Raw genomic sequence first — 26972 nt, 5'->3', positions numbered from 1 at the left:
TTTAATTTAATGAAAAATATTCTTTCTCGTATAAATAGCCGTTTTTTCTAATTAAACTTGGTAATCAATACTGCGAAGCAACCATTCCAATTAAACCAATAAAAGCAGATATAAGAATCAATGATAAGGATAACGGTTTATCATACATAACAAATAAATGGTCATCTGGTCTACTTAATTCTAAGAAAAATCTTACAAAATTTCATGCGAAGAAATATGCAAAACATTCAACTCCAGCTTTAGTTGAAATATAATCATTCAATTTATTAGCTTTATTAATCTCTTTTGGTTTTAAATATTTTTTTCTATCCAATTCCAAACTTATTAAATATTGTTCTTTTGCTTTTTCATCAATATTTCTAAAGTACGCTAAATTTCATATATCTCTTGATGATTGAACTTCATCAGTTGATTTTATTCAAGGCATAAATCATTGTTTTATTGAAAATGATAATTTATAGTTATATTTTCCAGATTCAACTTTTCAAGGTTTTTTGCTTATTCATTTAGTTATATTAGGAATAATGAAAGTTATTATTAATCATGCAGCTAATAAACTCAATGACTCATAAAGGAAAATTGGTGATAATTGAACTAAGTCGCCTTTGTTAAATGTAATACCGTTAATGGTTTGAGAAGAATCCGCCCTAACCATTAAATTTCTGCCTATTCATTTTGGCAGTCAACTATAGTAATCATGAACATTAGTTCAATCAACTCCGTTGGACCCTAAATTTCATCCTCCACCATGATATGTAACAGCTACTGGTGCACCCATAACTTCATGATTAAAGAAATTACCTCATCTACCTATAGCTTGACCTAAAAGTATATTAGGTACAATCGCATCTGCATAAACTAACATAGATGTTTTTGTTTTTCTGCCAACGAAATAGAAAAGGATAATTCCTGCTAACAATCCTCCATATACTCCTCCGTGAATTGCCATGCCTGGCTCTCAAAATGCAAAAAGTCCTCAAAATCCAACGCCTCCAGCATTGACTCCGGGAGATTGCGCATTTAATTTACCAAAGAAACTTGCACCCATTAAAGATATAGGAATACATATAGCTATACCTATAGAAAGATGAATTACATCAAGTCCTTTTTTCCAAAACTTATACAAACTAAATAAAATTGCAACTAACATACCAATTGTCATTGCCATTGGGTAGATCGCTATTCCACCATATGATTTTGCTATGCCACCATAACTTATTTGGTCTTCCGCAAGACCGGTTGTAGAATTTGAAAAACTATCTTCCTGAGTTCAAATTACATTTTTTGTTGTTCAAAAAACAGAAAATAAAACTATTACAGCAATGAATAATGATGCTCATAAACCTATTGAAATTCATTTTATTTTATCTCTCTTAAAATCAAAAGCAATTTTATTAAACTTATCCTTTTTAATATCCATATTGCATCCGCCTCTCTTATTTATTAATTATAATTCTTGTACGTAGTTAACAGCCATTTGCCCAGCTAAAGCTCCATCACCAGCTGCGATAGCAATTTGTCTCAATGGAACCTCTCTAACATCACCAGCTATGAATAAACCTTTAACATTAGATTTTAATTTAGCATCTCCAGTTAAATAGCCCTCGCTTTTATTTAAATTAAGATTTTCTAAAAATTGAGTTACTGGAGTTGCTCCAATATAAGGGAATAAGCCAGTTACAGGAACAGTTTTAACTTCTTTAGAAATAACATTTTCAATTTCAACTGATTCTACTTTATCGTTCCCATTAACTTTTTTAACAACAGAGTTCATTATAAATTCAACATTTTCCAGTTGTTCCAATTTAGATAAAGTCACAGAGTCTACTCTAAAGTGATCTTTTCTTACAACAACATATAATTTACTTACAAATTTACTTAAATAAATTCCTTCTTCAACTGCTGAATATCCTCCACCAACAATTGCTACTGGATTCCCTTTATGAAAGGCTCCATCACAAACAGCACAATAACTGACACCTTTTCCATAAAGTTGATCTTCACCAGGTATTCCTAATTTATTCTCTAATGTACCAGTTGCAACAATCACACTCAGAGATTCAATTGTTTGACCATTTCTAGTAGTTACTGTAAATGTTTCTTCATTTTTTTCAATTTTAATAACTTCATCATAAACAAATTCAGCTCCAAGATTAATTACTTGCATATACATTTTTAGTGCTAAATCTGGTCCCTTGATACTATCAAAGCCAGGATAGTTTTCAATCGTATCGGTTTTAACCATTTTTCCACCAGGCGCTTCTTTTTCTAAAATGATAGTTTTCATTCCAGCTCTAGCAGCATAAACTCCAGCAGTTAAACCGGCTGGGCCACCACCAATAATTAAAATGTCCTTTAAGTTTTCATTAGTATGTTTTTTCATATAACCACCCAATTTCCCTTCATTTATATGGAATAACAAATTGTGTCATAACAATTATAAATATTCCTGTAAGTATTATCAAACTCAAGACTAAGAAGTTAACAACTACATGATTTGGAATCATATATTCTGTTGCTTGTCTTTGAGTTTCTAATATTGTTCTAAGTATACCATAACCTAATATATATGAACCAGCAGAAACTCCACATCTTGTGACAATAAAACCATTTGGGTTATTTGCTTTTTCAAGTTCTTTTCCATATGGATTAACGCCTAAATACCTTTGACCAAATGAAAATTTATTATTAAATTCTATTTGTTTTTCTTTCATTTTTTGTTTTTCTAAAGTGACGTTATTTTTATACTGCGTTTTTAATTCTTCTTGTAAATTACTTTTTGTGAATTTATATTTTTTATTAAATTCATTTTTCATTTTTTCTAATTTTATTTTAAATTGCTTTTTATCGCTTTGGTATTTTAAAGTAGCATTGTACAAGTCACTTCTTCACTCTTCTATTTGAGAAAATAATTTCTTGTTAGATTCATAATCAGGCTCAACTCAGTAATATGCTTTATTTCAAACACTTCTTAAACTCATAGTTAGCTCATAAGATTCACCATCTTCATTTGTTATTTTAACTTTTCTATATTTTACAGGAGCTAATGTATATCAGTCTATCAGTTTTTTTTCAGATATAGATTTAAACTTTGGGTTTCAAAAACTTGGATATGCTTCTGGCTGTAAACTTCAAGGATTGTTTTTTTTGTTTGAAAATCTGTTAATATTCCTTACGCCAAAAGTTATAAGTAATCATAAAATAATATTCCCTAGTCCTTCAATTAAAAATAACGGAGATCTGTACTGAAATAAACTCTTATTTGTCAAAAGTTCTGTTAATGTTTCGCCTGTTTCGATGTGTTTTCAATTATTAGTAATACTTAAGTTTAAAATTCCATTAGAATAAATACTTTTAAATCATAAGGGGTCATCATAAATATGTCTTCCAGGTTCAAGAGAATTTTCATAATACATAAGATTTGGAAAATAAAATAATCTATGTTTAATAAAATTAGGCATTCACGAAATGCTTTCATAACTAACTGGATTCCCTAATATTTCTTGATTATATAAATTACCTCATCTACCAAGAGCATGACCCAATAAAATATTTACTAAAATTAAATCCAAATAAACCCACATTGAAATTTGAGTTACTTTACTTCTTTTATAAAATCAACCAAAACCTGCAGCAGAGCCTAATAAAAGAGCTCCAAAAAATGACATACCTGGTTGTCAGAAGAAAAATACTTTATAAAAATTTGATCAACTTTGATAGTTTGGCAAGAATACTTTTCCAAAAAAAGTACCACCAATAATTCCTATTGGCACTATTATTAAAATGCCTATTTCTAATTCTCTAAGAGGTACTTTTCTTCTATTCATTTGAATCGCTGTTACTAAAATTACTAAACATATACCCAAAAACATAAATACTGGATAAGCAGGTACTAAACCAAAAAGAAGACGCATGTCTCCAGGTGTAGTATTTTGACTTAATAATCATTTATAGTAATCATCATATGTGCTTCACATTTTTCCTCTATTCTGTTAATTCACTATTTCTCTTTGCTAATAATTCAATAATATCTTGAGCATCAGTACTTTCGTTAACTTTTAGTTGACCAACTGCTGCTTCAATAATATTTGCTAGGTTACGTCCAGCACTAACTGGAACTCTTAAGTATGGTATTTTTAATCCTAAGAAATCTTTTTGTGTTCATTCATTACCTAGCCTGTCAGTATTATCAATTCCACCTTCTTGGAATTTAAATAATTCAATTCCCATATGTATTTTCGTTTCCGGCATTATTAATTGCTGACCTTGAACTTTAGAAATATCAATAATACCAATTCCTCTAACTTCAATTAAGTTTTGTAAAAGTGCATGTGATTTACCAAATAATTCACTATTTCTATTTGAAATAACAATTCTGTCATCCCCAACAAACAGGTGGTTTTTCTTCATTAATTCCAATGAAACTTCAGATTTACCAATCCCTGATTGTCCAAAAATTAATACACCTTTCCCAAATATATTCATTAGTGTTGAGTGAACTTCAATTGTTGGAGCAAAATACAAATCGTAAATATCTAATATTTTTTGAGTTAATTCACTAGTTGATGGATAGTTTATTCTTAACAAGGGAAAATCTAATTCACTAGCAATTTTATTTAATCTTTCATCCGTAAATTTTTGTGTAATGATAATTACAGGTGAACCCATTTTTAATAAATTAGTATACTTTTCAAAAGCTTCCTGATCAGAAAATTGTGTCATATAATTATTTTCCTTTGAAGACATTAAAATAGCACGTTTATGTTTTTTGTCCTCTTGTTCATTAAAATATCCTGTTAATTCTAAGCCGGCACGGTTAAGACCATAAACTGTAATTTCATTATTTATATTATTTGCCCCTGAAATAATTTCAAAATCAAATTTATTTACTAGTTCTTTAATAGTTAATTTGCTCATTAAATACAGCTCCTTTTTTATTATTATAATTTTACTATATTTGTTCTATAAATGATTATTAGTAATTACAATAAAAATAAAGTTTACTTTATAAAGAAAAACTTAAAAACAGATAAAAACCATTTCAATTATGAAATGGCTTATTTTAGCAAAAATATATAAGGCTGTTATTTATAAAATCTTATATTTTAAATTAATGTTTTTAAATCGTCATTTAAAATAGTTTGACTAGCATTTTTTCTTATTGATGTACCAAATATTAAGAACCCAATTTTCATTGATAAATAAAATACTAAGAACGGTAATATAAAAATAATACTCAACATCAAATCAATAGATAATTGGAATCCCGTTCCAAGAGTTGCCACAATAGAAGCAACAGGAAAAATAAATGTAAAAAAATTAAAAATTAATCATTGCCTTGGTTTAGCGGAATCCATGTAATTTTGTTTCCATATTTTTTTATTAAGTACTAAAACCATAAATTCTTTATTTAAAATGTGATCATTTACATCTAATCTTTTACAAAATGAATAAATGCCAATTAATAGCAAGAACAGTCATATGTAAGAAATCTCTAAAATTAAAATATAAAAAGCAACTATGTCAATTTTTTCTAAGTAAAAACTAACTATAACAATTGATAAAAGAACTAAAAAAATTATTGCATGCAAAGCAAAAACAAATCAAAAAATTATATAAATTCTTTTAATATTTTTCAGAAAAAAACTTTCTTTATTCATTTTTTAACCCCTTTCTTCTTAAATAAAAATGCAAATATTATGTTCCAATTTTGCAACGAATATGATTTCAATTATTTAAATATAATACCAAATGAGGCAAATTTAGAATTATTATACTGATTCAATGTTGGATAATTTTGAAGTGTATTTTTTGTTTTATAATCAAGTGAGCTACTAAAGTCATTCTTATTGTCTTTATACATGGTTGCATAATATCTTGTATTTTTTAGATTTTCAGAAATATACATTGACTTTGATGTAGATTTAGTTTTTTTTAGATAATATGGCATTAAATTTAAAGTAGTTTTTTCTAATCAATTCCCTGATTTATCAAGTTGATAACTATTGGCCATAGGCGAATTAATATCGCCATAATATGTTCCTGTTCATGTAAATTTAGTTGCTAACGTTGCTGTAAAAAAAGTAAGTTTTTGTGTTCTGTTAAAATAATGATCGTAATTCTTTTTCTTTGTATAAGTCATTCAAGGTAATCACTCCCTAAACTTAGCAGTTGAATTAGAGGGAGCACTTTTCAAATCCCATAGCGGATTTTTAGTCTGATCAGATATAAGAACCGCTCTGTCTTTTACACTTACGCTTCCAAATCAAGAACCAAACTTACCGCCTAATCCATTGTTAAAACCTTTTTTAAAATATTCCTCATATTTTTTTCAAACATCTTCACCATAACCCTCTAAAAGAGCCTTTTTATTACTTTCTAAAATAGAATTAATTTCTTTGTTTTGAATCATTTGAATGATTAATTTTGCATTAAAGTTTTGTCTTATAGGATATTTAATTAATATAGCTATTATAGAAGCTATAATGCTTGTTTCAATTCCACTAACCACAATTCCAGAAGAAGTTAAAGCTTTTACAATAGCAGCCTTTAAAGGTATTAAACCTACCATTCCAGTTCCCGCAGATGTTGCAATTAAAGAAGCTATAGCTGCTGTTATTATTGAAACAATTACAAAAGCTACTAAATATATTTTAAAAGCTTCCATAAAACCACCAACCAAATCCCAACCATTTATTGTTTGTACAAAATAGTCAGTGTTTTTTTCACTAGCAATTTCACCTTCATATTGATTGTAAGCATAATCAGATAAATAATTTAATTCTTCATTATTTGCATAACTAATTTTATTCAGATACAAATTTGATAATTTATTTTCAAATTCATTTGTAGGATGAATTGACGATAAACTTAAATATTTATTAACAAATGATGTTTCATTCTCAAAATTATAGTAGTTATATTGTTTAAAATAACTGTCATTTAATTCTTTATCAAAAAAATTATAAATAATATTCTCAATTTTATCTTTTTCATAAAGATAAACTCTTCGTGCACCAAAATAACCCGCTTTTTCGTCTCAGTAATCATAAACTTTAATATATTTACTTGTTTCTTGTCCTAAAAAAGAATATTCAGTTTCTTTGTTTACTTTTGCTTTCCCATTTTCTTTAAAACCATAATTAATAAGTTCTCTATCAAGAATTTTGGAATATTTAAAATCAGCTTTATATTCATTTAACATTTCTTCTCTCAAATTTTTAAAATTTTCTTGTACATAATCTAAGTTATTCTTACTAGAATATGCAACAAGAGCTCCTGACCCTACTAATGTAAAGGCGGATACGGTAATTATAAAAATTTTCTTTAAACTCACTTTAACCTCTTTCTATAATTCAATTTTAACACAGTTAAAATATAAAAGATTAGTAAGTATCTATATGAAAATTTTGTTTTAAAAAGAAAATAATATACAAAATGCAAATACAAATTTGTAAAATATACCTGACTTTTTTCAGCATATAATATAAGGCATTTTTTATAAATTATAATCTAACTATTTTTTTCAATATAAAATTAAGTTCACCGCTTTTCAAAAACCAAGGTCTTGAAGGTTGACTAATTTCGCTTTTTAGCAAAATGTTAGTTATTTTTAGGCATGCATAAATGCTAGGAATAAATATCATTAATTCTATAGGAAGAATAATTATCTTTTTTACAAAGTTTATTGCTGCTAAACTAGTGTAACCACTTGCAACTAAACAAATTGGAGTAATTAAAAAACTTGTTATTGCTAAACTTAAAATTAAAAAGAATACCATTTTAATAAATCATCAATTATTCTTTTTAAACAAAAATACCAATGACCCACAAAATCCAATAAAAATTTTGGCAAACATAAATCCTAAGTGAAATGTTCCACTTATATTTATCATTGATCCAACCAAGTCTGAACAAAAACCAGCAACAATTCCTCCAAGGGGACCAAATATCATTCCTGCGAAAAATATCATAAAATTACCTATCATAATTCTAAAACCAAATACCATAGAATAACCTACAACATTTGTAAGAATAATACTTAATGCAACAATCAAACCTAATAATGTAATATTTTTTACTGAGAATTTTTTAGCATAAATTTTATCTATTCCAATTCCAATAAAAAACATTAAGAGGATTAGTACGCCTGCTATTAAGTTTGTTATTCAAAATAGCATGAAACCACCTCTTTTCTTATTTACTAGTTAAATAATCATAAACCTGTGGAATAAAATACAAACTTCCACAAATTAATAAATTATTTTCTGATTCTTCAATAAACTGTTTTCAGTCTTTAATTTTATTTATATGATCAATGTCATCTATTTCTCATGATTTGTGAAAATCAAAATTTGTAATATTAACACTTTTAAAGTTAGCATCTAAGGAATCTAATATTTTTTTATGTTCTTTTCCTTCAATTGATCCATATAAAACAGTTCACTCATTTTTATTTTCAATACTACTGATCAAAGAATTGATGCCGTCTAAATTATGAGCTCCATCAATTATTATTTTTCTATTATGATAGTTTACTTGAGTAAATCTTCCAATCATTGGTTTTAAATCTAAACAGTTAAAATTATTAATTCCTAAAAATTCTAAAGCTTTTTTTGCTAAACCTTTGTTAGCCTTTTGATATATTATTGTTTCCTCTTCTAATTTGTTTGAGTATAAAACAGTGATATCTTTATTTAATTTACTTTCAATTATTTTTTTATATTTATAATTATCTTCACTAACTATTAAAGTTGTTCTTGGTTTAGCAATATTAATTTTTTGATAAATTATTTCTTCAATTGTTTCTCCTAATATTTCTGTGTGATCATAAGAAACTGAGGTTAATAAAGTTAATAGCTGATTTGAAAATAAGTTAGTTGAATCTTTAAGACCACCAATTCCAGCTTCAATCACTGCAATATCAACTTTGTTGTCATTAAAATACATAATTGCTATGAGAGTTCATGTTTCAAAAAATGTAAGTTTACATTCTTTAATGAACTTTTCAGCTTTTAAAACATATTTTTTTAAGTCATCATCGCTTATTGGCTCATTATTAATTTGAATTCTTTCATTATGATATAAGAAAGCCGGTGAAATGAATAAACCAACCTTCTTATACTTTGTTTTTAACCCGTTAGATAAGAAAAAAGAAGTACTTCCTTTTCCATTTGTACCAACTACATTAATAACTGGTATGTTTTTTTCAATATTATTTAATTTTTTTAAAACTTTATCCAAGTTATATTCATTTTGAAATCTCTGTTGAATTGGTATTAAAAAATTATCTACTGAAATCATTATACAAATATCCTTTTAAATAGGTTCCAGTATATGAGCCCTTTGTATCAGCAACTTGTTCAGGTGTTCCAGCAGCTACAATTAAACCACCACCAATTCCACCTTCTGGCCCTAAGTCAATAACATGATCAGCAACTTTAATGAAGTCCAAGTTATGTTCAATAGCTACAACAGTATTTCCTAAATCAACTAGTTTATTTAAAACGTGAACTAATCTTTTTACATCATCAATATGTAAACCAGTTGTAGGTTCATCTAATAAAAACATTGTTTTTCCAGTTTGTTTTTTTAATAAGTAAGTTGATAATTTAATTCTTTGAGCTTCTCCACCAGATAATGTTGTTGCAGATTGTCCAAGTCTAATATAACCTAAACCAACTTCCAATATAGTATCTAACTTATCCTTGATGTTTGGAATGTTTTCAAAAAATGCAGCTGCTGTTTCAACAGTCATATTTAAAACATCAGCAATTGTTTTTTCTTTAAATTTAACTTGTAAAGTTTCATCGTTATATCTTTTACCTTCACAAATTTCACACACAACTTCTACACTTGGCATGAACTGCATTGATATAGTAATTACCCCATCACCGTAACAATGCTCACATCTACCACCAGGTACATTAAATGAAAATCTACCTTTTTTGTATCCTCTAATCTTTGCTTCTGGCAAGTTTGTAAATAAATCTCTAATATCATCAAAAACACCAGTGTAAGTCGCAGGGTTTGATCTTGGGGTTTTACCAATTGGTTCTTGAGAAATAAAAATAACTTTATCAATATTTTCTAGACCATTCATTTTACTGAATTTCCCAGTTATTATTGTTTCTTTTGCAAGATTTTTTCTTATCCCTTTGTAAATAATGTCTTCTAATAATGTAGATTTACCACTACCACTTACCCCAGTAATAGCAATAAATTTATTTAATGGAATAGAAACATTAACGTTTTTAAGATTATTTTCTCTAGCACCAACGATATCAATTTTTTGGCCATTTCCGATTCTACGTTTTTTAGGAACTGGAATTGTTTCTTTACCTGAAAGGTATCTACCAGTTATAGTATCTGATTTCAATATTTCATCATATGTCCCACTAAAAGTAATTTGTCCACCATGCTCTCCTGCTTGAGGGCCAACATCAACAATTCAATCAGCAGTTTTCATTGTATCTTCATCATGCTCAACAACAATCAAAGTATTTCCTAAATCACGTAAGTGTTTTAAAGTTTTAATTAATTTATCGTTGTCTCTTTGGTGCAATCCAATTGAAGGTTCATCAAGAACATATAAAATCCCTGTTAGCTGACTACCTATTTGTTTTGCTAATCTAATTCTCTGAGCTTCTCCTCCAGATAAAGTAGTTGCTGTTCTTGCTAAATCTAAATAACCTAAACCAACTTCATTTAAGAAGCTAATTCTATTTGTAATTTCAGTTAAAACTAAGTTAGCAATTTGAGCTTGTGTTTGTGTTAACTCAACATTTAAAATAAATTCTAATTCATCTTGAATGCTCATTTTTGTGAAATCAAAAATATTTTTGTCTGCTATTTTGATTGATAAAGCTGTGGGATTCAATCTTGCTCCATCACAAGATTGACAAACACTTGATGACATAAACTTTGTGTATCATTTTCTAATTTCTTCAGATTTTGTTTCAAAATATCTTCTTTGAATTAAGTCTGCAACTCCTTCAATAAAATCATATGAGTCATATCTTCTTCCACTACTACTTAGTAATTTAATTTCAATTTGTTCATCACTACCTCTAAGTATTGCTTTAATCTGTTTATCAGTTAGTTGTTCAATTGGCAAATTCATATCAATGTAATAGTAATCACAAAGAATTTTAAATTTTTGTCATTCTAGATTATCTGTATTTAAAAAGTTTTTAAAATAAACTACTCCACCTTGGTTAATTGACAAAGTTTTATCAGGAATAATTAGTTCTGGATCAGAAACCAATCTAACACCTAAACCATCACAATCACCGCATGCTCCTAAAGGTGCATTAAAAGAAAACAGTCTTGGTTCTAACTCAGGAATATTAAATCCACACACATTACATGAATATGAATTTGAAAATAAATTATCTTCTTTATTTTCAGTTTGCGGGTACTTTATTTTTACTAAGCTATTTGAGTATTGTAAAGCTATTTCAATAGCTGAAAATAATCTTGAATGAACCTCATCATCGTCATGATAAATTAAACGATCAACAACAATATCAATATTATGTCTTTGATTTTTATCCAATGTAATTTCTTCTTCTAACATTTTGATTTCGCCATCAATTAAAACTCTAATGAAACCTTCTGCCAATAATTTTGATAACAAATCTTTATGTGTTCCTTTTTTGTCTCTAACGACTGGTGATAAAATATAAACTTGTTCATCTTCTTCGGTTGTATTTTTTATATTGTTAATTATTTCTTTAATTGTTGCTGCATGTATTTGACCATGACCATTAATACAGTATGGTGTACCAACTCTTGCGTAAAGCAATCTTAAATAGTCATAAATTTCTGTTACTGTACCAACAGTTGATCTAGGGTTGTGCGATGTTGTTTTTTGGTCAATTGAAATTGCTGGGCTCAATCCTTCAATTGAATCAACATCAGGCTTTTCATTTCCACCTAAAAATTGTCTTGCGTAAGCTGAAAGTGATTCTATATATCTTCTTCTACCTTCAGCATAAATTGTTGCAAATGCTAATGATGATTTACCACTTCCACTTAATCCGGTAAAAACAACTAATTTATTTTTGGGTATTTCTAAATCAACATTCTTTAAATTATTTTCTCTAGCACCTTTTATTACTATTTTATTTTCCATTATTTTACCTCACTTTTTTTAGCTTCTAATTCAATAATTGTATCTCTTAAAACTGCTGCTTTTTCAAAATCTAAATCTTTAGCTGCTTGGATCATTTCTGCTCTAATATCATCAATTGTTTTTTGATAAGCTTCTTTTTTGCCTTTTGCAGTTTTTTGTTTTTTAATATTATCAAGCTCTTTTTTAGTTGCTTCACTTAAAGTTGATTGACTTATTTTCTTTGTAATTGTTACTGGAATTATATTATGTTTTTCATTGTATGCTTTTTGTATTTCACGTCTACGGTTTGTTTCATCCATAGCTTCTTGCATTGATGTTGAAATTGTGTCAGCATAAAAAATTACTTTACCATTAGCATTTCTTGCTGCTCTACCTGCAGTTTGAATAAGAGATTTTGTATTTCTTAAAAAACCTTGCTTATCCGCATCTAAAACACAAACTAGACTTACTTCTGGTAAATCTAAACCTTCACGCAGTAAGTTAACTCCAACAACAGCATCATAAACACCACGTCTAAGGTCATTTAAAATTTCACTTCTCTCAAGTGTTTTTAATTCCGAATGTAAATAAGCTACTTTAATATTTCTTTCTTGTAAGTAACTTGTTAAGTCTTCACTCATTCTTATTGTTAATGTAGTTATGAAAACTTTTTCGTTAACTTTTGTTCTTTGATGTATTTGCTCAATTATGTCTTCAATTTGACCTTCAGTTTTTTTAACTTCGATAATAGGATCTAATAAACCTGTTGGTCTAATAATTTGTTCAACAACTTCATTATTAACTAAATCTAACTCATAGTCACCAGGGGTGGCAGAAGTATATATAACTTGTTTAAGTTTTCCGGTAAACTCTTCAAAATTTAATGGTCTATTATCTAATGCTGATGGTAATCTAAAACCATATTCGACAAGTGTTTGCTTTCTACTTCTATCAGTGTTGTACATTCCCCTTACTTGAGAAACCATTATATGTGATTCATCAATAATAGTTAAAAAATCACCTTTAAAATAATCTAATAATGAATATGGAGTTTCGCCCGGCGCTCTAAAATCCAAATGAGCCGAGTAGTTTTCAATTCCACTGCAAAAACCAAACTCTTCTAAACTTTCTAAATCATATCTTGTTCTTTGATCTAGTCTTTCGGCTTCTAATAATTTGCCTTCTTCTTTTAACTCTTTAAGTCTTGTTGCTAATTCTTCTCTAATATTTAAACAAGCCTGTTTTAACTTATCTTCTGGCGTTACATATGCTTGTGCTGGGTATATTGTAACTGTTGATATTCTTTCAATTAATGCTCCAGTAACAATATTTAACATATCAATCATTTCAATATGATCATCAAATAATGAAAAACGATACATAGCTGACATGGATCAACCAGGAACAACTTTTATAACATCACCTTTAACACTAAAAGTACCAGGAGAATTTTCTACATCATTTCTTGTATAACCTGTTTTTACTAAATATGTTAATAGTTCTCTTTTTGAAAACTTTTGACCTGTTTTTAGTTCAAAAAAACTTGATGCATATTGAACAGGATCTTGCGACGGATAAATTGCAGCAACAGAAGCAACAACAATTGTGTCGTTTGAAATTGATAATGCATTCATTGCGCTCATTCTTAACATATCAAGTTCCATATTTATTCTTGCATCTTTATTTATGTATAAATCTGTTGCTGGTTTATACGCTTCTGGTTGAAAAAAATCAAAGTTTGATACAAAATATTCAACTCTATTATTTGGGAAAAACTCCATTAACTCATAATAAAGTTGCATTGCTAGAGTTTTATTATGAGCTAAAACTAAAGTTGGCTTATTAATTTCCTTTATAATGTTAGCCATTGTAAATGTTTTACCAGTTCCAGTTGCTCCTAAAAGAACTTGATGTTTTTTATTTTCTTTTAAACCTTTTAAAAGACTTTCAATTGCCTTTGGCTGATCACCACCAGGTTTAAAATTACTTTTTAAATCAAATTTATTATTATTTATATATTTCATTTTTATTTCCTCCGTAATTTCCGTGGTTCCGTGGTTCGTGGTTACTTAATGCCTAAAACACTAGACTTTACTCTAGTGTTTAGTTCTAACCAATTCTTGTTTTGGCAATCTCTCCACCATCATTGTCATCATCGATAACTGATTTCAAAGAACTTGCATCTTTTTTAATTAATTCAATTTGTTCATATAATGCAATAATCACGTCTCTTGCTATATTTACAAGTTTTTTTTCTTCCGCATTAGTGCATGTTTTTAATTTTTCTTCATATTTAGAAAGTATTTCTTCTCTAGTTGTGGTTCCAACATTTTGAATCCCTAACATAGCAAGCATTTGATCAATTTCATCTTTACCAAGATTTACTGTTTGATTTCCTGAATTTTCTCTTCGTTTTTGAATTTCAATAACTAGACCTAACATAATGTCTCTTTGAATAGACAACTTTTTAATATCATTTTGATTAGTTGCTTTGTCAATTAATTCATCAAATTTAGCATTTATATCTTTATTATTAATGTTTGCTTTTGTTAGTCCAGTTGATTCTAAAATATCATCAATTATTTCATCAGTAATTTCAATTTTTTGAGATTCAACAACTTGTTCAGGGTCTCTTAAAATAATTTTTGAAAGTATATCTACTACTTCAGAAGCAATGTTAATTTTTGTTTTATTAAATAATTCAGTTGCTTGTTCTACATAAACAGCTAATGGGTTATTTTGAGCATATTGTTGTAAGTAAATACCTGCTTTTAGCTTTGAAGCTACATCTATATGTCTTGTTCAATATTTATCAAATGAAGTTAAAATATTTTTTCTTTCCATTTGAAGAACAACATCATCAGGAATATCAATAACTCTAGCCTTATAAAATTCCAACATTGCTTCTGCTATTTGAACAGCTAAGTTCATTTTTTCTTTATTATAAAAATCTTTTGCGACAAATCTTTTGTGTGCAACAAGTTTCCCATCAATAACTTTTAATAATTTTTCAGCATTTAAAGTTTTTTCACCATGAATAATTTCTGAATTTTCTTCTATCAATTCATATGCCACAGTTATTTGAAATTTTTTAATAACAACTTTTAAGTTTTCTGCTCATAAAATGGAATCACGTTGTGCATACATAGCTTCACGTTGTTGCGCTAAAATATTATCATAATCTAAAACGTTTTTACGTTGATCAAAGTTTAATCCTTCAAGTTTTTTCTGAGCATTTGTTACTGCTCTTGTAAAGAATTTTGATTTAATGTGTTCATCACCTAAACTTAAAAAACTTTTTCTTGCTCTAGGAGACGCAAAACGTATCATTAAGTCATCTTCCATAGAAATATAAAATCTTGACATACCAGGGTCTCCCTGACGTCCACTTCTACCTCTTAATTGGTTATCAATACGTCTTGCTTCATTTCGCTCAACTCCAAACACAACTAAACCACCAAGTTCTTTGACTTCTTTACTTAGTTTAATATCAGTTCCACGACCAGCCATATTAGTAGCTAATGTAATGGCGTGTTTTTGTCCAGCTTGAGAAACAATATCAGCTTCTCTGTCATGATTTTTTGCATTAATCATTTCAAAATGCAACCCTGCTTTTTCTAAGTATCTTGCGATTTGCTCTGATGATTCAACACTAGTTGTACCAATAAGGATAGGATTACCTTTTTCATTAACAATTTTAATATCTTCAATTAATTTTTTTAAAGCAGCGTGTTTTGTACCAAAAGTAAAATCTGGTTCATCTTTTCTAATAACAGGTCTATTAGTTGGACACACAACAACTCTAGTATTATAAATCTTAATAAATTCTTCTTCTTCAGTTTTAGCAGTCCCTGTCATACCAGACAATTTAGCATATAAACGGTAAAAGTTTTGGTATGTAATAGTTGCTAATGTTGTTGTTTCTTCTTCAATTTCAACTTTTTCTTTAGCCTGAATAGCTTGTTGCAATCCATCTGAATATGCACGTCCTTTTAATATACGTCCAGTAAATTGATCAATTAATTCAACTTCTCCAGTAGCCACAGTATATTCAACACCTTCTTTAAAAGTAAAGTGTGCTTTTAGGGCATTTAAAATTAAGTGAAATATTTCAGTGTTTTCTAAGGCAAAAAGATTATCTAATGAAAAGAAATCTTTTGCTTTTTTCATACCAGTTTCTGTTAAATAAACTTGTTTTGTTTCCAAATCAATATCAATATCTTCTTTATCATTAATTTTTTGTGCAAACTCATCAGCAGCTTTATATAAATTAATTCTTGATGAACTTCCACCAGAAATAATTAAAGGGGTTCTCGCTTCATCAATTAAAACAGAGTCAGCTTCATCAATAATTGCAAAATTTAGTTCTCTTTGTACTTTATGTTCTTTATCAACAACCATGTTATCTCTTAAGTAATCAAAACCTAATTCTGCATTTGTTGTATATGTTATATCTGCATGATATGCTTCCCTTTTTAAATGTTTAGGCATTCTAGTTCCATTCAATCCAACAGAAACTCCTAAAAAGTCAAAAACTTGACCATTTATTTCAGAGTCACGTCTTGATAAGTATTCGTTAACTGTAACAATGTGAACACCTTTTCCAGTTAAACTATTTAAATAAGCCGGGAATAATCCTGTAAGTGTTTTACCTTCACCAGTTCTCATTTCTGCAATATCACCAAAGTGTAAAATAATTGCACCAACCAATTGAACTTTATAAGCATTCAATCCTAAAACTCTATTTGCTGCTTCTCTAGCTAAAGCATATGCTTCAACAACTAGATCATCAACATTTTCACCATTTGCTATTCTATCTTTGAATTCTTGAGTTTTTATTGCAAAATCTTCATTTGCAAGTTTTTTCATTTTTGGTTCCAATGAAAGGATTTCATTTGCATATTTCCCATACATTCGAAGTAAACTTTTATCTGATGCCATTTTATCTCCTACTACTCCTACTAAACGTAATTTTTTAACTTTAATTATTATAATGATTATAATCTATTTAGTAAAGGAGAATAGCACTTTGAAAACAATTAAAAGCAAAATAGTTTACTCAGAAACAATTGAAATTAAAAAATCTAAGTTTATTTGTCATGCTGTACAAGTTAATTCAAAAGAAGAATTGGATCAATTTATAAAAGATTTTTCTGCGAATGATGCAAGACATAATTGTTACGCCTACAAAATTGGTTCAAACACCATTTTTGGTGGTTACAACGATGATGGTGAACCAAAAGGGACTGCTGGGAAGCCTATATTTAACGTTATAGAAAAAAATGACTTAACAAATATTTGCATTCTTATAACTCGATATTTTGGTGGCATTAAATTAGGTGCCGGTCCTCTAACAAGAGCTTATACTTCAAGTGCAGCGAGTATTGTTAAAAAAGCTGATTTTGAAGATATCAAACAAATTAATAATTTGTCAATTTATTTTAAAATAAATAATATAAAGGAAATAGAAGCTTTTCTTAATAAAAACAATATTGAAATAATTAATAAAAAATTTGAAGATACTAAATGTATTTTTGATTTAAATGCCTTAAAAAACCAAATTGAAGATATCATTCATTTGCTAAATTAGCTATATCTTTGTTTAACTTGTATAGTATGATATAATCTCCTTGTAAGGATTTAGAAAAAATGAATACATTAAATGAAAAACGCACGATATTAATTATCGACGGATATCATTTGCTACATAAGGGTTACTACGGAACTCTTAAGAGAAAAAAATTAGCAACTAATAGAGAAGGTGTTCCAATAAATGCAATTTACACCTTTGTTGCAAAAATTAATCAATTAGTAAAGAAAAATAACTACTACAGCATCATTGTTACTTTAGACATGGATGAGGGTTGTTGACGTCGAGAATTATATCCAGAATATAAAGCTAAAAGAAAAGAAACTCCTGAAGATTTAGTTCCACAAAAACAAATCATTAGAGAATTTTTAACTGCGGCTAATATTCCTTGATATGAAATGCCAAGATATGAAGCTGACGACATAATTGGAACAATTAATAGAATAGCTACAAAGTTAGACTATGATGTACACATATTGTCAAATGATAAAGATATTTTCCAACTTGTTGGTGAAAAAACTACTGTTATTACCAATAGTAGTAAAGATGATGAGCATATATTAATTAACGATGAAAAAGTTTTTGAAAAATTTGGATGTCATCCAAATCAAGTTGCAGATATCAAAGCATTAATGGGTGATCCTAGCGATAATATTAAAGGCGTTAGATACTTACACTATGCTCAAGCAACTGAACTTTTAAGTAAATATGGAAATATTGATAACATTTTTGATCATATTGACGAAATTAATAAAAATATTTCAAAAAGATTAAATGAAAGTAAAGAGTTAATTTTAACTAATAAGAAGATAACAACAATTCAGGATAGACTACCAATTGGTAGAATCAATTTGAAACCTATTAAAGTGAATTGATACGGTTTGAGTAAGTTTTTAAAAAAACATAAAATGTGAGCTTACGTTGCTGATGTTGAAAAAATGGCAAGTGAGTCGAGAAATAAAATTTTAAAGGTTAATGAAAGAAATGAAAAACGCATTCCAAAATAAAAAAAATGATTATTTAGTTTTAAAAATATTTATATTTAGTTTTCTGGCACTATCAATTATTTTATTTGGTGTTGGAAGTTTTTTTGACATGGAAATAAATTCTTGATTTGCAAAAGGCATGGACGTTTATTTCATTAAAATAATTGTTTGGATCTATGAAGAAGCCGGTATGACTCAATCATTTATTTTTATTTTTTTATTCATTGCTGTTATTTTAGAAGTTACATTCATTTCATCTTCAAAAAGTTTAAAATGGAAAATAGTTTTAATTATTTATTATGTTGGTTGATTAGTTTTTTGATTAACATTCAATATAACACAGATCATAGCTGCCCCTTTAAGAGATGATGGTTTTGGGCCTGGAGTTAATGGATGATTTCTTGATAATCAAAAGATACGACAATATATTTTAGTTTCACTTTTTATAATTGAAACTATTGGATTTGGTGGAGTTTTTTACTTTCTTAGATTTAAATTTTCTAATAGAGCCGATCTTCTACAAAATGGCTACAGAGTTGATGCTATTAAAGCGTTAACAATTTACATAGTTTCAAGTTTAGTTGTTTGAATAATGAAACCTACTTTTGGTAGACCCTACTTTTACAGTGTTGATTTCGCTAATATATTTTATTCAGATAGACTTCAACCTGAATGAAGGGATTATTGAGTTCAAACTGGACATAAAATTAAAAGTTGAGGTTATATAAATAAAGAAACAGGTCTAGTTGAAAGCGTTCCTTACAAAGAGTGATGACAAATAAACAATTTTTTTGGAAATATAAAAGATATTTTCAAACCGTTAGGTTCTCAAAAACCAGGATGATGAAATATGGATTTCCCTTCAGGGCATATGAACTCGTGCTTTGCTATTGTATTTGCAGGTTACTTCTTTATTGGAGAAAAAAAGAATCGAAAAATAACAGGATGAAAATGAATATTTTTAATTGGTTGATTCGTTCATATTAATTTAATGCAATATACTCAAATAATTTCAAGAACACACTGAATAACAGACACTTCTTTTACAATTTCAATGACATTAATTTTGTTTATTTTTAATGGTCTTGTAATAGATAAAATAATAAATAAATACAATACTAAAAATAACAGAAACTTTAGATAAAGGGGCATACCCTTTTTTATTTTTATTATTTTGATAAAATTAAAAAGATTTATTTTTTAAGGAGAACATATGAGTTTAATATTATTAGAAAACATAACACACCAAAATGGTGGTAAAAAATTATATGAAGAATCAAACATGCGAATCAATAAGGGTGAGCATGTTGCTCTTTTAGGTCCAAATGGAGCTGGTAAAACAACATTATTAAATATTATTTCTCAAAAAATTGTTCCTGATCATGGAAATGTTGAATGACATCCAAAAGCTAAAATTGGATATCTTGACCAACACCAGGAAGTTGACATGAGCGTAACTGGTGAAGAATACTTAAAAGATGCATTCAAATATCTTTTTGATATGGAAGCAGAAATTCATAAAATTTATGAAGATATGGCTATTGAATATAAAGAAGAAGAACTTGTTAAAGCGCTAGCACTACAAGATGAATTGAACATAAAAGGTTTTGATAGCATTGATAAACAAATTGGAAACTTAGTTGCTGGTTTAGGAATTGAACCAGATAATGTTAAGCGTCCTTTAGGTTCGCTTTCTGGTGGGCAAAGAGGTAAAATCTTACTAGCTAAATTACTATTAAAAAATGATGACTTTATTTTACTTGATGAGCCTACTAACTTCTTGGACGTTGAGCAAGTTGAGTGATTAGTTACTTTTTTACAAAATTATGAAAATGCCTTTTTAGTTGTTTCTCATGATAGAGATTTCATAAATAGAATTGTTAATGTTATTTACGCAATTGAAAATTTGGAAATTGTTAGATACGTTGGAAACTACGATAAATACGTTGAACTTTCAGCATTGCGTGCTGAACAATATGATAGAGCACGCGAGGCGCAACAAGGGCAAATATCAAAACTTAAAGAATACATAGCTAAAAATGGTGCTAGAGCTTCAACCGCTCGTAGTGCACAATCAAGACAAAAGCAATTAGAAAAAATTGATGTAATGGATGCTAGAAAAGAAAATGCAAAGCCTAATATGCATTTCAAATATAGAAGACCTAGCTCAACAGTTATTGTTAAGGCAGAGCAATTGGAAATTGGATATGATTTTGCTTTAACAAAACCTTTAACATTTGAATTAAGAGAAGGCGAAAAATGTATCGTTAAAGGTTACAACGGTATTGGTAAAACAACTTTCCTTAAAACAATTGCTGGTGAAATTGAAAAAATTGGCGGGTCCGTTGAAATTGGGCAAGGTGTTTTTACAAACTTTTTTCATCAAATTGATGACTTTGAAGATCATGAAACACCAGTTAGTTACTTATTAACAAGATACCCTCAAATGACACCTGGTGAAGTCAGAGCTAAAATTGGTATGTTCGGAATAAAAAGTGAATTAATGATGAACAAAATGAAGGAGCTTTCTGGGGGAGAACAAACTAAAGTTAGATTAGCTGCTCTTAGTTTGGAACCAAGTAGTTTACTTATTCTTGATGAACCAACTAATCACATTGATGTTCTTGCAAAAGAATCTTTATTGGATGCAATCAAGGCATTTGAAGGGACTGTTTTAATTACAACCCACGATATTAACTTTGAAACTCAATGGGCTGATAAAGTTTTAGATTTTGAAGATATTTTAGGATAAAAAAAATGGAACTTGTTTGTTCCTTTTTTTGTATTCAATTAGAATTTTTTTGCAGCCTCTAAGATATCACTTTTAACTTTTTCTAAGTTAGCAATAGGTGTTTGTTCTGCGTAAGGAGGAATATCCATCATGTCATTAATAATAATTGGATTTTCGACTTTAGCTCCTAAGAATTCTCATATATTTTTTACATGTTCAGTAAATGCTGAATTTGGAGTTCCAGTTCCACCTTTTGTTGCTAAGATTTGAATATTTTCAATATTTGAAAGTAAACCAATAGCATTACCATCAGTTGAACCTTTATAAGTGAATGTAAAGTTTGCTATTGTGATGTGATCAATATAATTTTTTAATATTGCTGGAATTCCTCAGTTAACCATTGAAAAGTTTAAAACAATCTTATCAATTGATTTCAGTTGCTCTATGAAACTAAATGAATCTTCATGGTTAAAATATTCATTTATGTTATTTCTTGTTAATGTTTTTTGTGACATTGGTGCTTCATTTAAATCTAACCTAATGATTTCATCGCTCGGATTTATTTTTTTGTATTCTTCCACAAACATGTTTGACATTGCTAACGAATCTGAATTGTTTAATTGAGAAACACTAGCATTAATTACTAATATTTTTTTCATTTTTATTTACCCTCTATTTGTATTTAACGCATACATGTATATAATAATATAAGGAGCGTATAAATGTAAGTACACACTAAATTGTTATATACTTACCAAAAAGAAAGTTAGGGATTTATGGAACATTTTTGTCCACTAGAATACACATTGAATTTTATTAAATCAAAATGAGTTATATTAATAATAAGAGAACTTTCGTTTGGAACATGCCGATTTAATGAATTAGAAAAAAGAATAAGCGGAATAAGTCAGAAAGTATTGACCTCAAATTTAAGATTTTTAGAAGAAAACAATTTGATTAAAAGAAAGGTTTATCCGGTTGTTCCCCCAAAAGTCGAATATTCACTAACTGATTTAGGCGAAAGCTTAAAACCTATACTAGATCAAATGAGTGAATGAGGAACTAAAAATTGTAAAAAATAGAAGTTAAAAACTTCTATTTTTTGTTATGCAATCATCACAAATGATGCATGTTCTTTTATTGGCTTTTTCATTACATAAATACATTTGTTTTTTAACTAACGAATAACTTTCTCTGCAACAATCACATCTGCTTTTATCAAACTCGTTAGCTTTTATTAATAATTCATCACCTAATTGTTTTTTTAAATATTCTTTATAAATTTTTGATCTATTTGGTTTTTGATTATATTTTTTTTCAAATAATTCTTCCATTATTAATACTTCATCATTTAGGTAGATATTTACTGGTTTACCACCAAGTCTATTTACTACTTCAAATTCTTTATTTTTCATTTTAACCTCTTTAATATAATTATACATAAAAATTTTATATACACATATTTTATATACATAATTTTAATTTCGTGGTATTATGAAATTAAGGAACATTTCCTTGGAGGTTTATATGACAGATAACAAATGTACTTGTAAAACTTGTAACTGTGCTAGTTGCACAAAAGATAATTGCACATGCAAAGATTGTAATTGCACAATGAGCGAGTGTTCTTGTGACTAATAAAAAACTTAGCTTTTGCTAAGTTTTTTATTTTTTTGGAAAGAATAACCTAATTGCATTATCTCTTGTTATTTCTGCTACATCAGATCTATTCATTTTTTTAATATTTGCAATTGCATCAACAACTAATGGTAAATATTTAGGTGCATTAGTTTTTTTATTATATGGTTTTGGTGTATCATAAGGTGCATCAGATTCAACTACAATGCTATTCATTGGTAGATCTACAATAACTTTCTTAAGATTTTTGTCTCTTGTTACTTGACCATTAATCGAAATTAAAATTCCTTTATCAATGAACATTTGAGCAACTTCCACACTTTCATTGAAAGCATGCAAAACTGCTTTAAAATATTTTTCTTTTTTTAATATCGCCAAAACATCATTATAAGCATCAATTGATCCATCAATATCTTTAATATGAAGCATTAATGGCAAATCCATTTTTTTAGCTAATTTTACTTGTTTTGTAAAGCCTGCAATTTGCTGATTTTTGTATTCGCTACCTCTTGAGTAGTCTAAACCTGTTTCACCAATTCCAACAACTTTATCAGCATTAGCTAACACTTCTAAAGTGTTATAAGCTTCATCTGTAAAGAATTGTGCATTAGTTGGGTGTATCCCAACTAATGCTCAAACATGCTTGTTTTTTTGTGCTTGTACTAAAGCAACTTTTGATGACTTGATGTCATAACCAACATTATTAATGATGTCCACACCACTTTTTTTGGCTTCTGATGCCATTTCACCACTTGTAATTTCGTTTTCAATATAAATATTGTCATTTAAGTGACAATGTGTATCGTATACTCCTGCCATTATGTAATCCTCTTTTTTCTTTTACTCTTTAATTATAAAACTTTTTTAAATATTAAAAATTAGTTTAGCATTACGAGTTGTATTTTTTATTACTTCTTCTCTAGTTGTATTTTTTAATTCAGCAATTTTTTCAACAGTTAAATTTATATATTTTGCTTCGTTTAGTTTTCCCCTATTAGGATGTGGTGTTAAGTATGGAGCATCTGTTTCAACCAACATTTTTTCTAAAGGAATATTTAAAACAGCTTCTTGAAGTGCTTTGGCATTTTTAAATGTTACTGCTCCACCAATATTAATATAACAACCTAGATCTAAGAATTTTTGCGCATATTCAGTATTTGCTGAAAAACAATGAATAACAACTTTTTTTATACTATATTTTTTTAATATTTCAATTACATCATCGTATGCTTCGTAAGAATCAACATGGTCTCTGATATGGACTTGTAAAACTTTATTATGTTTAATTGCCAATTCTATATGTTTGTTAAAAAAAACTTTTTGTAGCGCTGCATCTTCTTTAGTATAAAAATAATCAAGACCTGTTTCACCAATTGCTATTACTTCTTTATTATTAGCTAATTCATCTAATGTATCTAAAACTGATAAATCTGTTTTTGAAACATCATTTGGGTGAATCGCAATTCCGGCAAAAATAATGCCGCCATATTTTTTAGAAAGCTCAACTGCCTTAAGACTTGATTTCACATCAAAGCTTGCACAAAGAAATCCTTCAACATCGTTTTCTATAGCCTCCTTTATCATTGGATCTATCATTTGTTCAGTGTATTTATAATCATCATTAAAATGAATGTGTGCATCAAAAATTTTATTGTCCTTCAACATTTTCAAATTACCTCTCAGTCGTTTTCATAATATTGATTATAATCTTTTAGTGATATAATTAAAATAATAAAAGGAGAATATTTTATGAGCAAATTATTAGTTATAAACGGTTCTGTTATTCCAAGTGAAAAATCAAATTCACATGAAATGGCAAAAGTATTTTTAGAAGAATATAAAAAACTTAATCCAAACGATGAAATTATTGAATTAGATTTAAATAAAACTATCGTTGGAACAAATGTTCTAACAACTGAAACATTTTCATCATATTGAAATGAAGAAGAAGGAATGAAATACATTAATCAGTTAAAAGAAATTGATAAATTATTAATTATTGCACCTATGTATAACTTTCACGTTTCTGGAATGTTAAAAAACTACATTGATCATGTTGCTTTAGCAAACCAAACATTTTCTTATAAGTATGCAACAAAAGGTGCAAGCATTGGTTTGTTAGATAAATTAAAAGTTCAAATTCTTGCGACTCAAGGTGCACCAAAAGGTTGATACCCATGAGGTGATCATGTTGCTTACTTAAAAGGAACATGAGAATTTATGGGGGCAACCGTTGCTGAACCAATTTTATTGGCTGGAGTTAAAGTTGAACCATTAAGTACACAATCTCCAAAAGAAATTGTTTCGTTAATTATTCCGAAATTAATTGAGGCAGCTAAAGAATTTTAAATTTTTAAAACAAAAAATAAATTACAAATTATTATAAACAAATTGCTGAGTCAAAGATAAAAATCTACTTTTCTTAATAGAAAGTAGATTTTTATATATTTAGAATATTTTATGATTTAATTTTAATATAAAGAGGTACAAAAAAATAATGAATAGAAAAGAATATATAAATTTTACAAGAGCCAATAACGAGCCAATTAATATGAAAAACCCAGAGATAGCGAGATGAATGGATGAAATGGCCATGGAATCACAATCACAGTTAGTTAAATTAAATCAACTTTCTGATAAAACAAAGATTTTAAAACAATTTGAAATCTTAACTGATCAAAAACTTGATGAAAGCTTTAGATGTTTTTTACCCTTTTATACAGATTATGGAAAAAATATTCAAATTGGGAAGAATGTTTTTATTAATAAAAATTGCAACTTTCAAGATCGAGGGGGCATTGAAATTCATGATGGAGCTTTAATCGGAATGAATGTAAATATTGCAACGTTAAACCACGGTATCAAGCCTAATGAAAGACATATTATTTATCCACAAAGAGTTGTTATTGGAAAAAATGCTTGGATTGGTTCCGGAGTTACAATTCTTCCAGGAGTTACAATTGGTGAAAATACTATTATTGCAGCTGGAGCAATTTTGACAAAAAATGCAGAAGAAAATTCAATATATGCAGGTGTACCTGCTAAAAAAATTAAAAATTTATAAGTAATAAAAAAAAAGTATTTTAAAATAGACTGAAATATTTTAGGAAACCGCTTTTTTTTCTGCAGCTTTTAAAGCTTCTTTAATTATATTTTCAAATTCTTTATTATCTAGAACTTTTTGCCCCTCAATTGTTGAACCATTTGGTACACAGATCTGATCTACAATTGTTCTTAATGATACTTCTGATTTTGATGCATTAACTACACTTCCAATTATAGCTTCTTCTATTATTCTAAATGCTTGTTCCTTTTCAAAACCATTTGATATTGCATAGTCAGTCATTGCCTTATAAAAAGAAATTATATAAGATGGTGAACAACCTGAGATAGCTGTTAAAGTTCCAAAATTTTCTTCACTGACATTTTCAACTATTCCACAAAGTTCAAACATTTTTGTAACAAAATTTATTTTTTCATTAGACGCATTTTTTGTAGCCAAAGCTGTTACTGATTTTTGAATAGATGCATTCATATTAGGCATCATTCTGATAACCATTACATTTTCATTTTGTTTAAAACAATTTTGAACTGTATCAATTGTTACTGCATTTGCCATACAAATTATTGTTTTACCATTAATATTTAATTGATCTATTTCGCTACATAGTGGTTCTACATCAATTGGTCTAGTCCCAATTACAATAAAATCAATGTTTTTAGTTTCAATATCACTAATATCGTTCAAAGAGTTTAAACCCTTAATATTTTTTACCGCTTTTTCCTGAACTTCTTTAATAACATCGTAGCCAAAAACTTTTATTCCATTATTAGGGTTTTTCAATATTCCTTTAACAAGTGCTGTACCCATATGCCCTAAACCTATAAATAATACTTTTTTCATTGTTTACC

At 28.1% G+C, this 26972-nt stretch carries 23 protein-coding genes; 7 read left to right on the top strand and 16 right to left on the bottom strand.

The genetic code is table 4. The features are described 5' to 3' along the window. Position 1: 1 nt before the first annotated feature. The 11 genes from MENTO_RS00335 to secA form a co-directional block, all read right to left on the bottom strand. Positions 2-1420 (bottom strand): prolipoprotein diacylglyceryl transferase family protein, encoded by a 1419-nt coding sequence (locus tag MENTO_RS00335; RefSeq protein ID WP_099650927.1) that lies wholly within the window; start codon positions 1418-1420, stop codon positions 2-4. A 27-nt stretch (positions 1421-1447) separates the two neighbouring features. Continuing rightward, positions 1448-2383 carry a thioredoxin-disulfide reductase gene (trxB, locus tag MENTO_RS00330; RefSeq protein WP_099650926.1) on the bottom strand — a complete coding sequence of 312 codons (936 nt, stop codon included), beginning with the start codon at positions 2381-2383 and terminating at the stop codon, positions 1448-1450. Next, positions 2367-3977: a prolipoprotein diacylglyceryl transferase family protein gene (locus MENTO_RS00325; RefSeq protein WP_099650925.1), complete on the bottom strand. Its 1611-nt coding sequence runs from the start codon at positions 3975-3977 to the stop codon at positions 2367-2369. The genes trxB and MENTO_RS00325 overlap by 17 nt, the downstream gene beginning before the upstream one ends. 7 nt (positions 3978-3984) lie before the next feature. Beyond that, a complete protein-coding gene (gene hprK / locus MENTO_RS00320; RefSeq protein ID WP_099650924.1) occupies positions 3985-4917 on the bottom strand; it encodes an HPr(Ser) kinase/phosphatase in 933 nt (310 codons plus the stop codon). A gap of 188 nt (positions 4918-5105) precedes the next feature. After that, positions 5106-5660 (bottom strand): hypothetical protein, encoded by a 555-nt coding sequence (locus MENTO_RS00315; RefSeq protein ID WP_099650923.1) that lies wholly within the window; start codon positions 5658-5660, stop codon positions 5106-5108. Between the two features lie 71 nt (positions 5661-5731). Further along, on the bottom strand, positions 5732-7336 hold the full coding sequence (locus MENTO_RS00310; protein ID WP_099650922.1) for a hypothetical protein: 1605 nt from the start codon (positions 7334-7336) through the stop codon (positions 5732-5734). Positions 7337-7505: 169 nt separating this feature from the next. Next, positions 7506-8180 (bottom strand): folate family ECF transporter S component, encoded by a 675-nt coding sequence (locus tag MENTO_RS00305; RefSeq protein WP_099650921.1) that lies wholly within the window; start codon positions 8178-8180, stop codon positions 7506-7508. Between the two features lie 16 nt (positions 8181-8196). Next, the gene (locus MENTO_RS00300) at positions 8197-9303 is read right to left on the bottom strand and encodes a bifunctional folylpolyglutamate synthase/dihydrofolate synthase (RefSeq protein WP_099650920.1); all 1107 of its coding nucleotides are present in this window, start codon (positions 9301-9303) and stop codon (positions 8197-8199) included. Next, the gene (uvrA, locus tag MENTO_RS00295; protein WP_099650919.1) at positions 9287-12136 is read right to left on the bottom strand and encodes an excinuclease ABC subunit UvrA; all 2850 of its coding nucleotides are present in this window, start codon (positions 12134-12136) and stop codon (positions 9287-9289) included. Before uvrA ends, MENTO_RS00300 begins: the two co-directional genes overlap by 17 nt. Next, positions 12136-14139, bottom strand: a complete 2004-nt coding sequence (uvrB, locus tag MENTO_RS00290) for an excinuclease ABC subunit UvrB (RefSeq protein WP_099650918.1) — start codon at positions 14137-14139, stop codon at positions 12136-12138. Before uvrB ends, uvrA begins: the two co-directional genes overlap by 1 nt. Positions 14140-14224: 85 nt before the next feature. Continuing rightward, positions 14225-17056 carry a preprotein translocase subunit SecA gene (secA, locus tag MENTO_RS00285; protein ID WP_099650917.1) on the bottom strand — a complete coding sequence of 944 codons (2832 nt, stop codon included), beginning with the start codon at positions 17054-17056 and terminating at the stop codon, positions 14225-14227. 88 nt (positions 17057-17144) lie between these two features. Here secA and MENTO_RS00280 point away from each other — a divergent pair, with 88 nt between their 5' ends. The 4 genes from MENTO_RS00280 to MENTO_RS00265 all read left to right on the top strand — a co-directional run bounded on the left by MENTO_RS00280 (position 17145) and on the right by MENTO_RS00265 (position 21443). After that, positions 17145-17705: an IMPACT family protein gene (locus MENTO_RS00280; protein WP_167372662.1), complete on the top strand. Its 561-nt coding sequence runs from the start codon at positions 17145-17147 to the stop codon at positions 17703-17705. 59 nt (positions 17706-17764) lie between these two features. Continuing rightward, positions 17765-18712 (top strand): 5'-3' exonuclease, encoded by a 948-nt coding sequence (locus tag MENTO_RS00275; protein WP_099650916.1) that lies wholly within the window; start codon positions 17765-17767, stop codon positions 18710-18712. After that, a complete protein-coding gene (locus tag MENTO_RS03800; RefSeq protein WP_167372661.1) occupies positions 18690-19835 on the top strand; it encodes a phosphatase PAP2 family protein in 1146 nt (381 codons plus the stop codon). Before MENTO_RS00275 ends, MENTO_RS03800 begins: the two co-directional genes overlap by 23 nt. Before the next feature lie 69 nt (positions 19836-19904). Continuing rightward, the gene (locus MENTO_RS00265) at positions 19905-21443 is read left to right on the top strand and encodes an ABC-F family ATP-binding cassette domain-containing protein (RefSeq protein WP_099650915.1); all 1539 of its coding nucleotides are present in this window, start codon (positions 19905-19907) and stop codon (positions 21441-21443) included. Between the two features lie 38 nt (positions 21444-21481). Here MENTO_RS00265 and MENTO_RS00260 read toward each other — a convergent pair whose 3' ends face one another. Beyond that, a complete protein-coding gene (locus tag MENTO_RS00260) occupies positions 21482-22081 on the bottom strand; it encodes an FMN-dependent NADH-azoreductase (protein WP_099650914.1) in 600 nt (199 codons plus the stop codon). Between the two features lie 117 nt (positions 22082-22198). Here MENTO_RS00260 and MENTO_RS00255 point away from each other — a divergent pair, with 117 nt between their 5' ends. Beyond that, positions 22199-22504, top strand: a complete 306-nt coding sequence (locus tag MENTO_RS00255; RefSeq protein WP_099650913.1) for a winged helix-turn-helix transcriptional regulator — start codon at positions 22199-22201, stop codon at positions 22502-22504. 3 nt (positions 22505-22507) lie between these two features. Here MENTO_RS00255 and MENTO_RS00250 read toward each other — a convergent pair whose 3' ends face one another. The 3 genes from MENTO_RS00250 to MENTO_RS00240 all read right to left on the bottom strand — a co-directional run bounded on the left by MENTO_RS00250 (position 22508) and on the right by MENTO_RS00240 (position 24725). Next, positions 22508-22837: a hypothetical protein gene (locus MENTO_RS00250; protein ID WP_099650912.1), complete on the bottom strand. Its 330-nt coding sequence runs from the start codon at positions 22835-22837 to the stop codon at positions 22508-22510. A gap of 250 nt (positions 22838-23087) precedes the next feature. Next, complete coding sequence (locus tag MENTO_RS00245; RefSeq protein WP_099650911.1) at positions 23088-23879, bottom strand: TatD family hydrolase; 792 nt, start codon at positions 23877-23879, stop codon at positions 23088-23090. Between the two features lie 45 nt (positions 23880-23924). Next, positions 23925-24725, bottom strand: a complete 801-nt coding sequence (locus MENTO_RS00240) for a TatD family hydrolase (protein ID WP_099650910.1) — start codon at positions 24723-24725, stop codon at positions 23925-23927. Between the two features lie 84 nt (positions 24726-24809). Between MENTO_RS00240 and MENTO_RS00235 the strand changes: the two genes are divergently transcribed. Together MENTO_RS00235 and MENTO_RS00230 are read left to right on the top strand one after the other, a co-directional pair. Beyond that, positions 24810-25409 carry an FMN-dependent NADH-azoreductase gene (locus MENTO_RS00235; RefSeq protein ID WP_099650909.1) on the top strand — a complete coding sequence of 200 codons (600 nt, stop codon included), beginning with the start codon at positions 24810-24812 and terminating at the stop codon, positions 25407-25409. Positions 25410-25557: 148 nt separating this feature from the next. After that, the gene (locus tag MENTO_RS00230; protein ID WP_099650908.1) at positions 25558-26124 is read left to right on the top strand and encodes an acyltransferase; all 567 of its coding nucleotides are present in this window, start codon (positions 25558-25560) and stop codon (positions 26122-26124) included. Between the two features lie 39 nt (positions 26125-26163). Here MENTO_RS00230 and MENTO_RS00225 read toward each other — a convergent pair whose 3' ends face one another. Next, on the bottom strand, positions 26164-26964 hold the full coding sequence (locus tag MENTO_RS00225; RefSeq protein WP_099650907.1) for a pyrroline-5-carboxylate reductase family protein: 801 nt from the start codon (positions 26962-26964) through the stop codon (positions 26164-26166). Positions 26965-26972: the final 8 nt, after the last annotated feature.

This window comes from Mesoplasma entomophilum, assembly GCF_002804125.1.
Classification (GTDB): Bacteria; Bacillota_I; Bacilli_A; order Mycoplasmatales; family Mycoplasmataceae; genus Mesoplasma; species Mesoplasma entomophilum.
The sequence above is the reverse complement of the archived record's forward strand: the minus strand, read 5'-3'. Positions and strand labels throughout refer to the sequence as shown.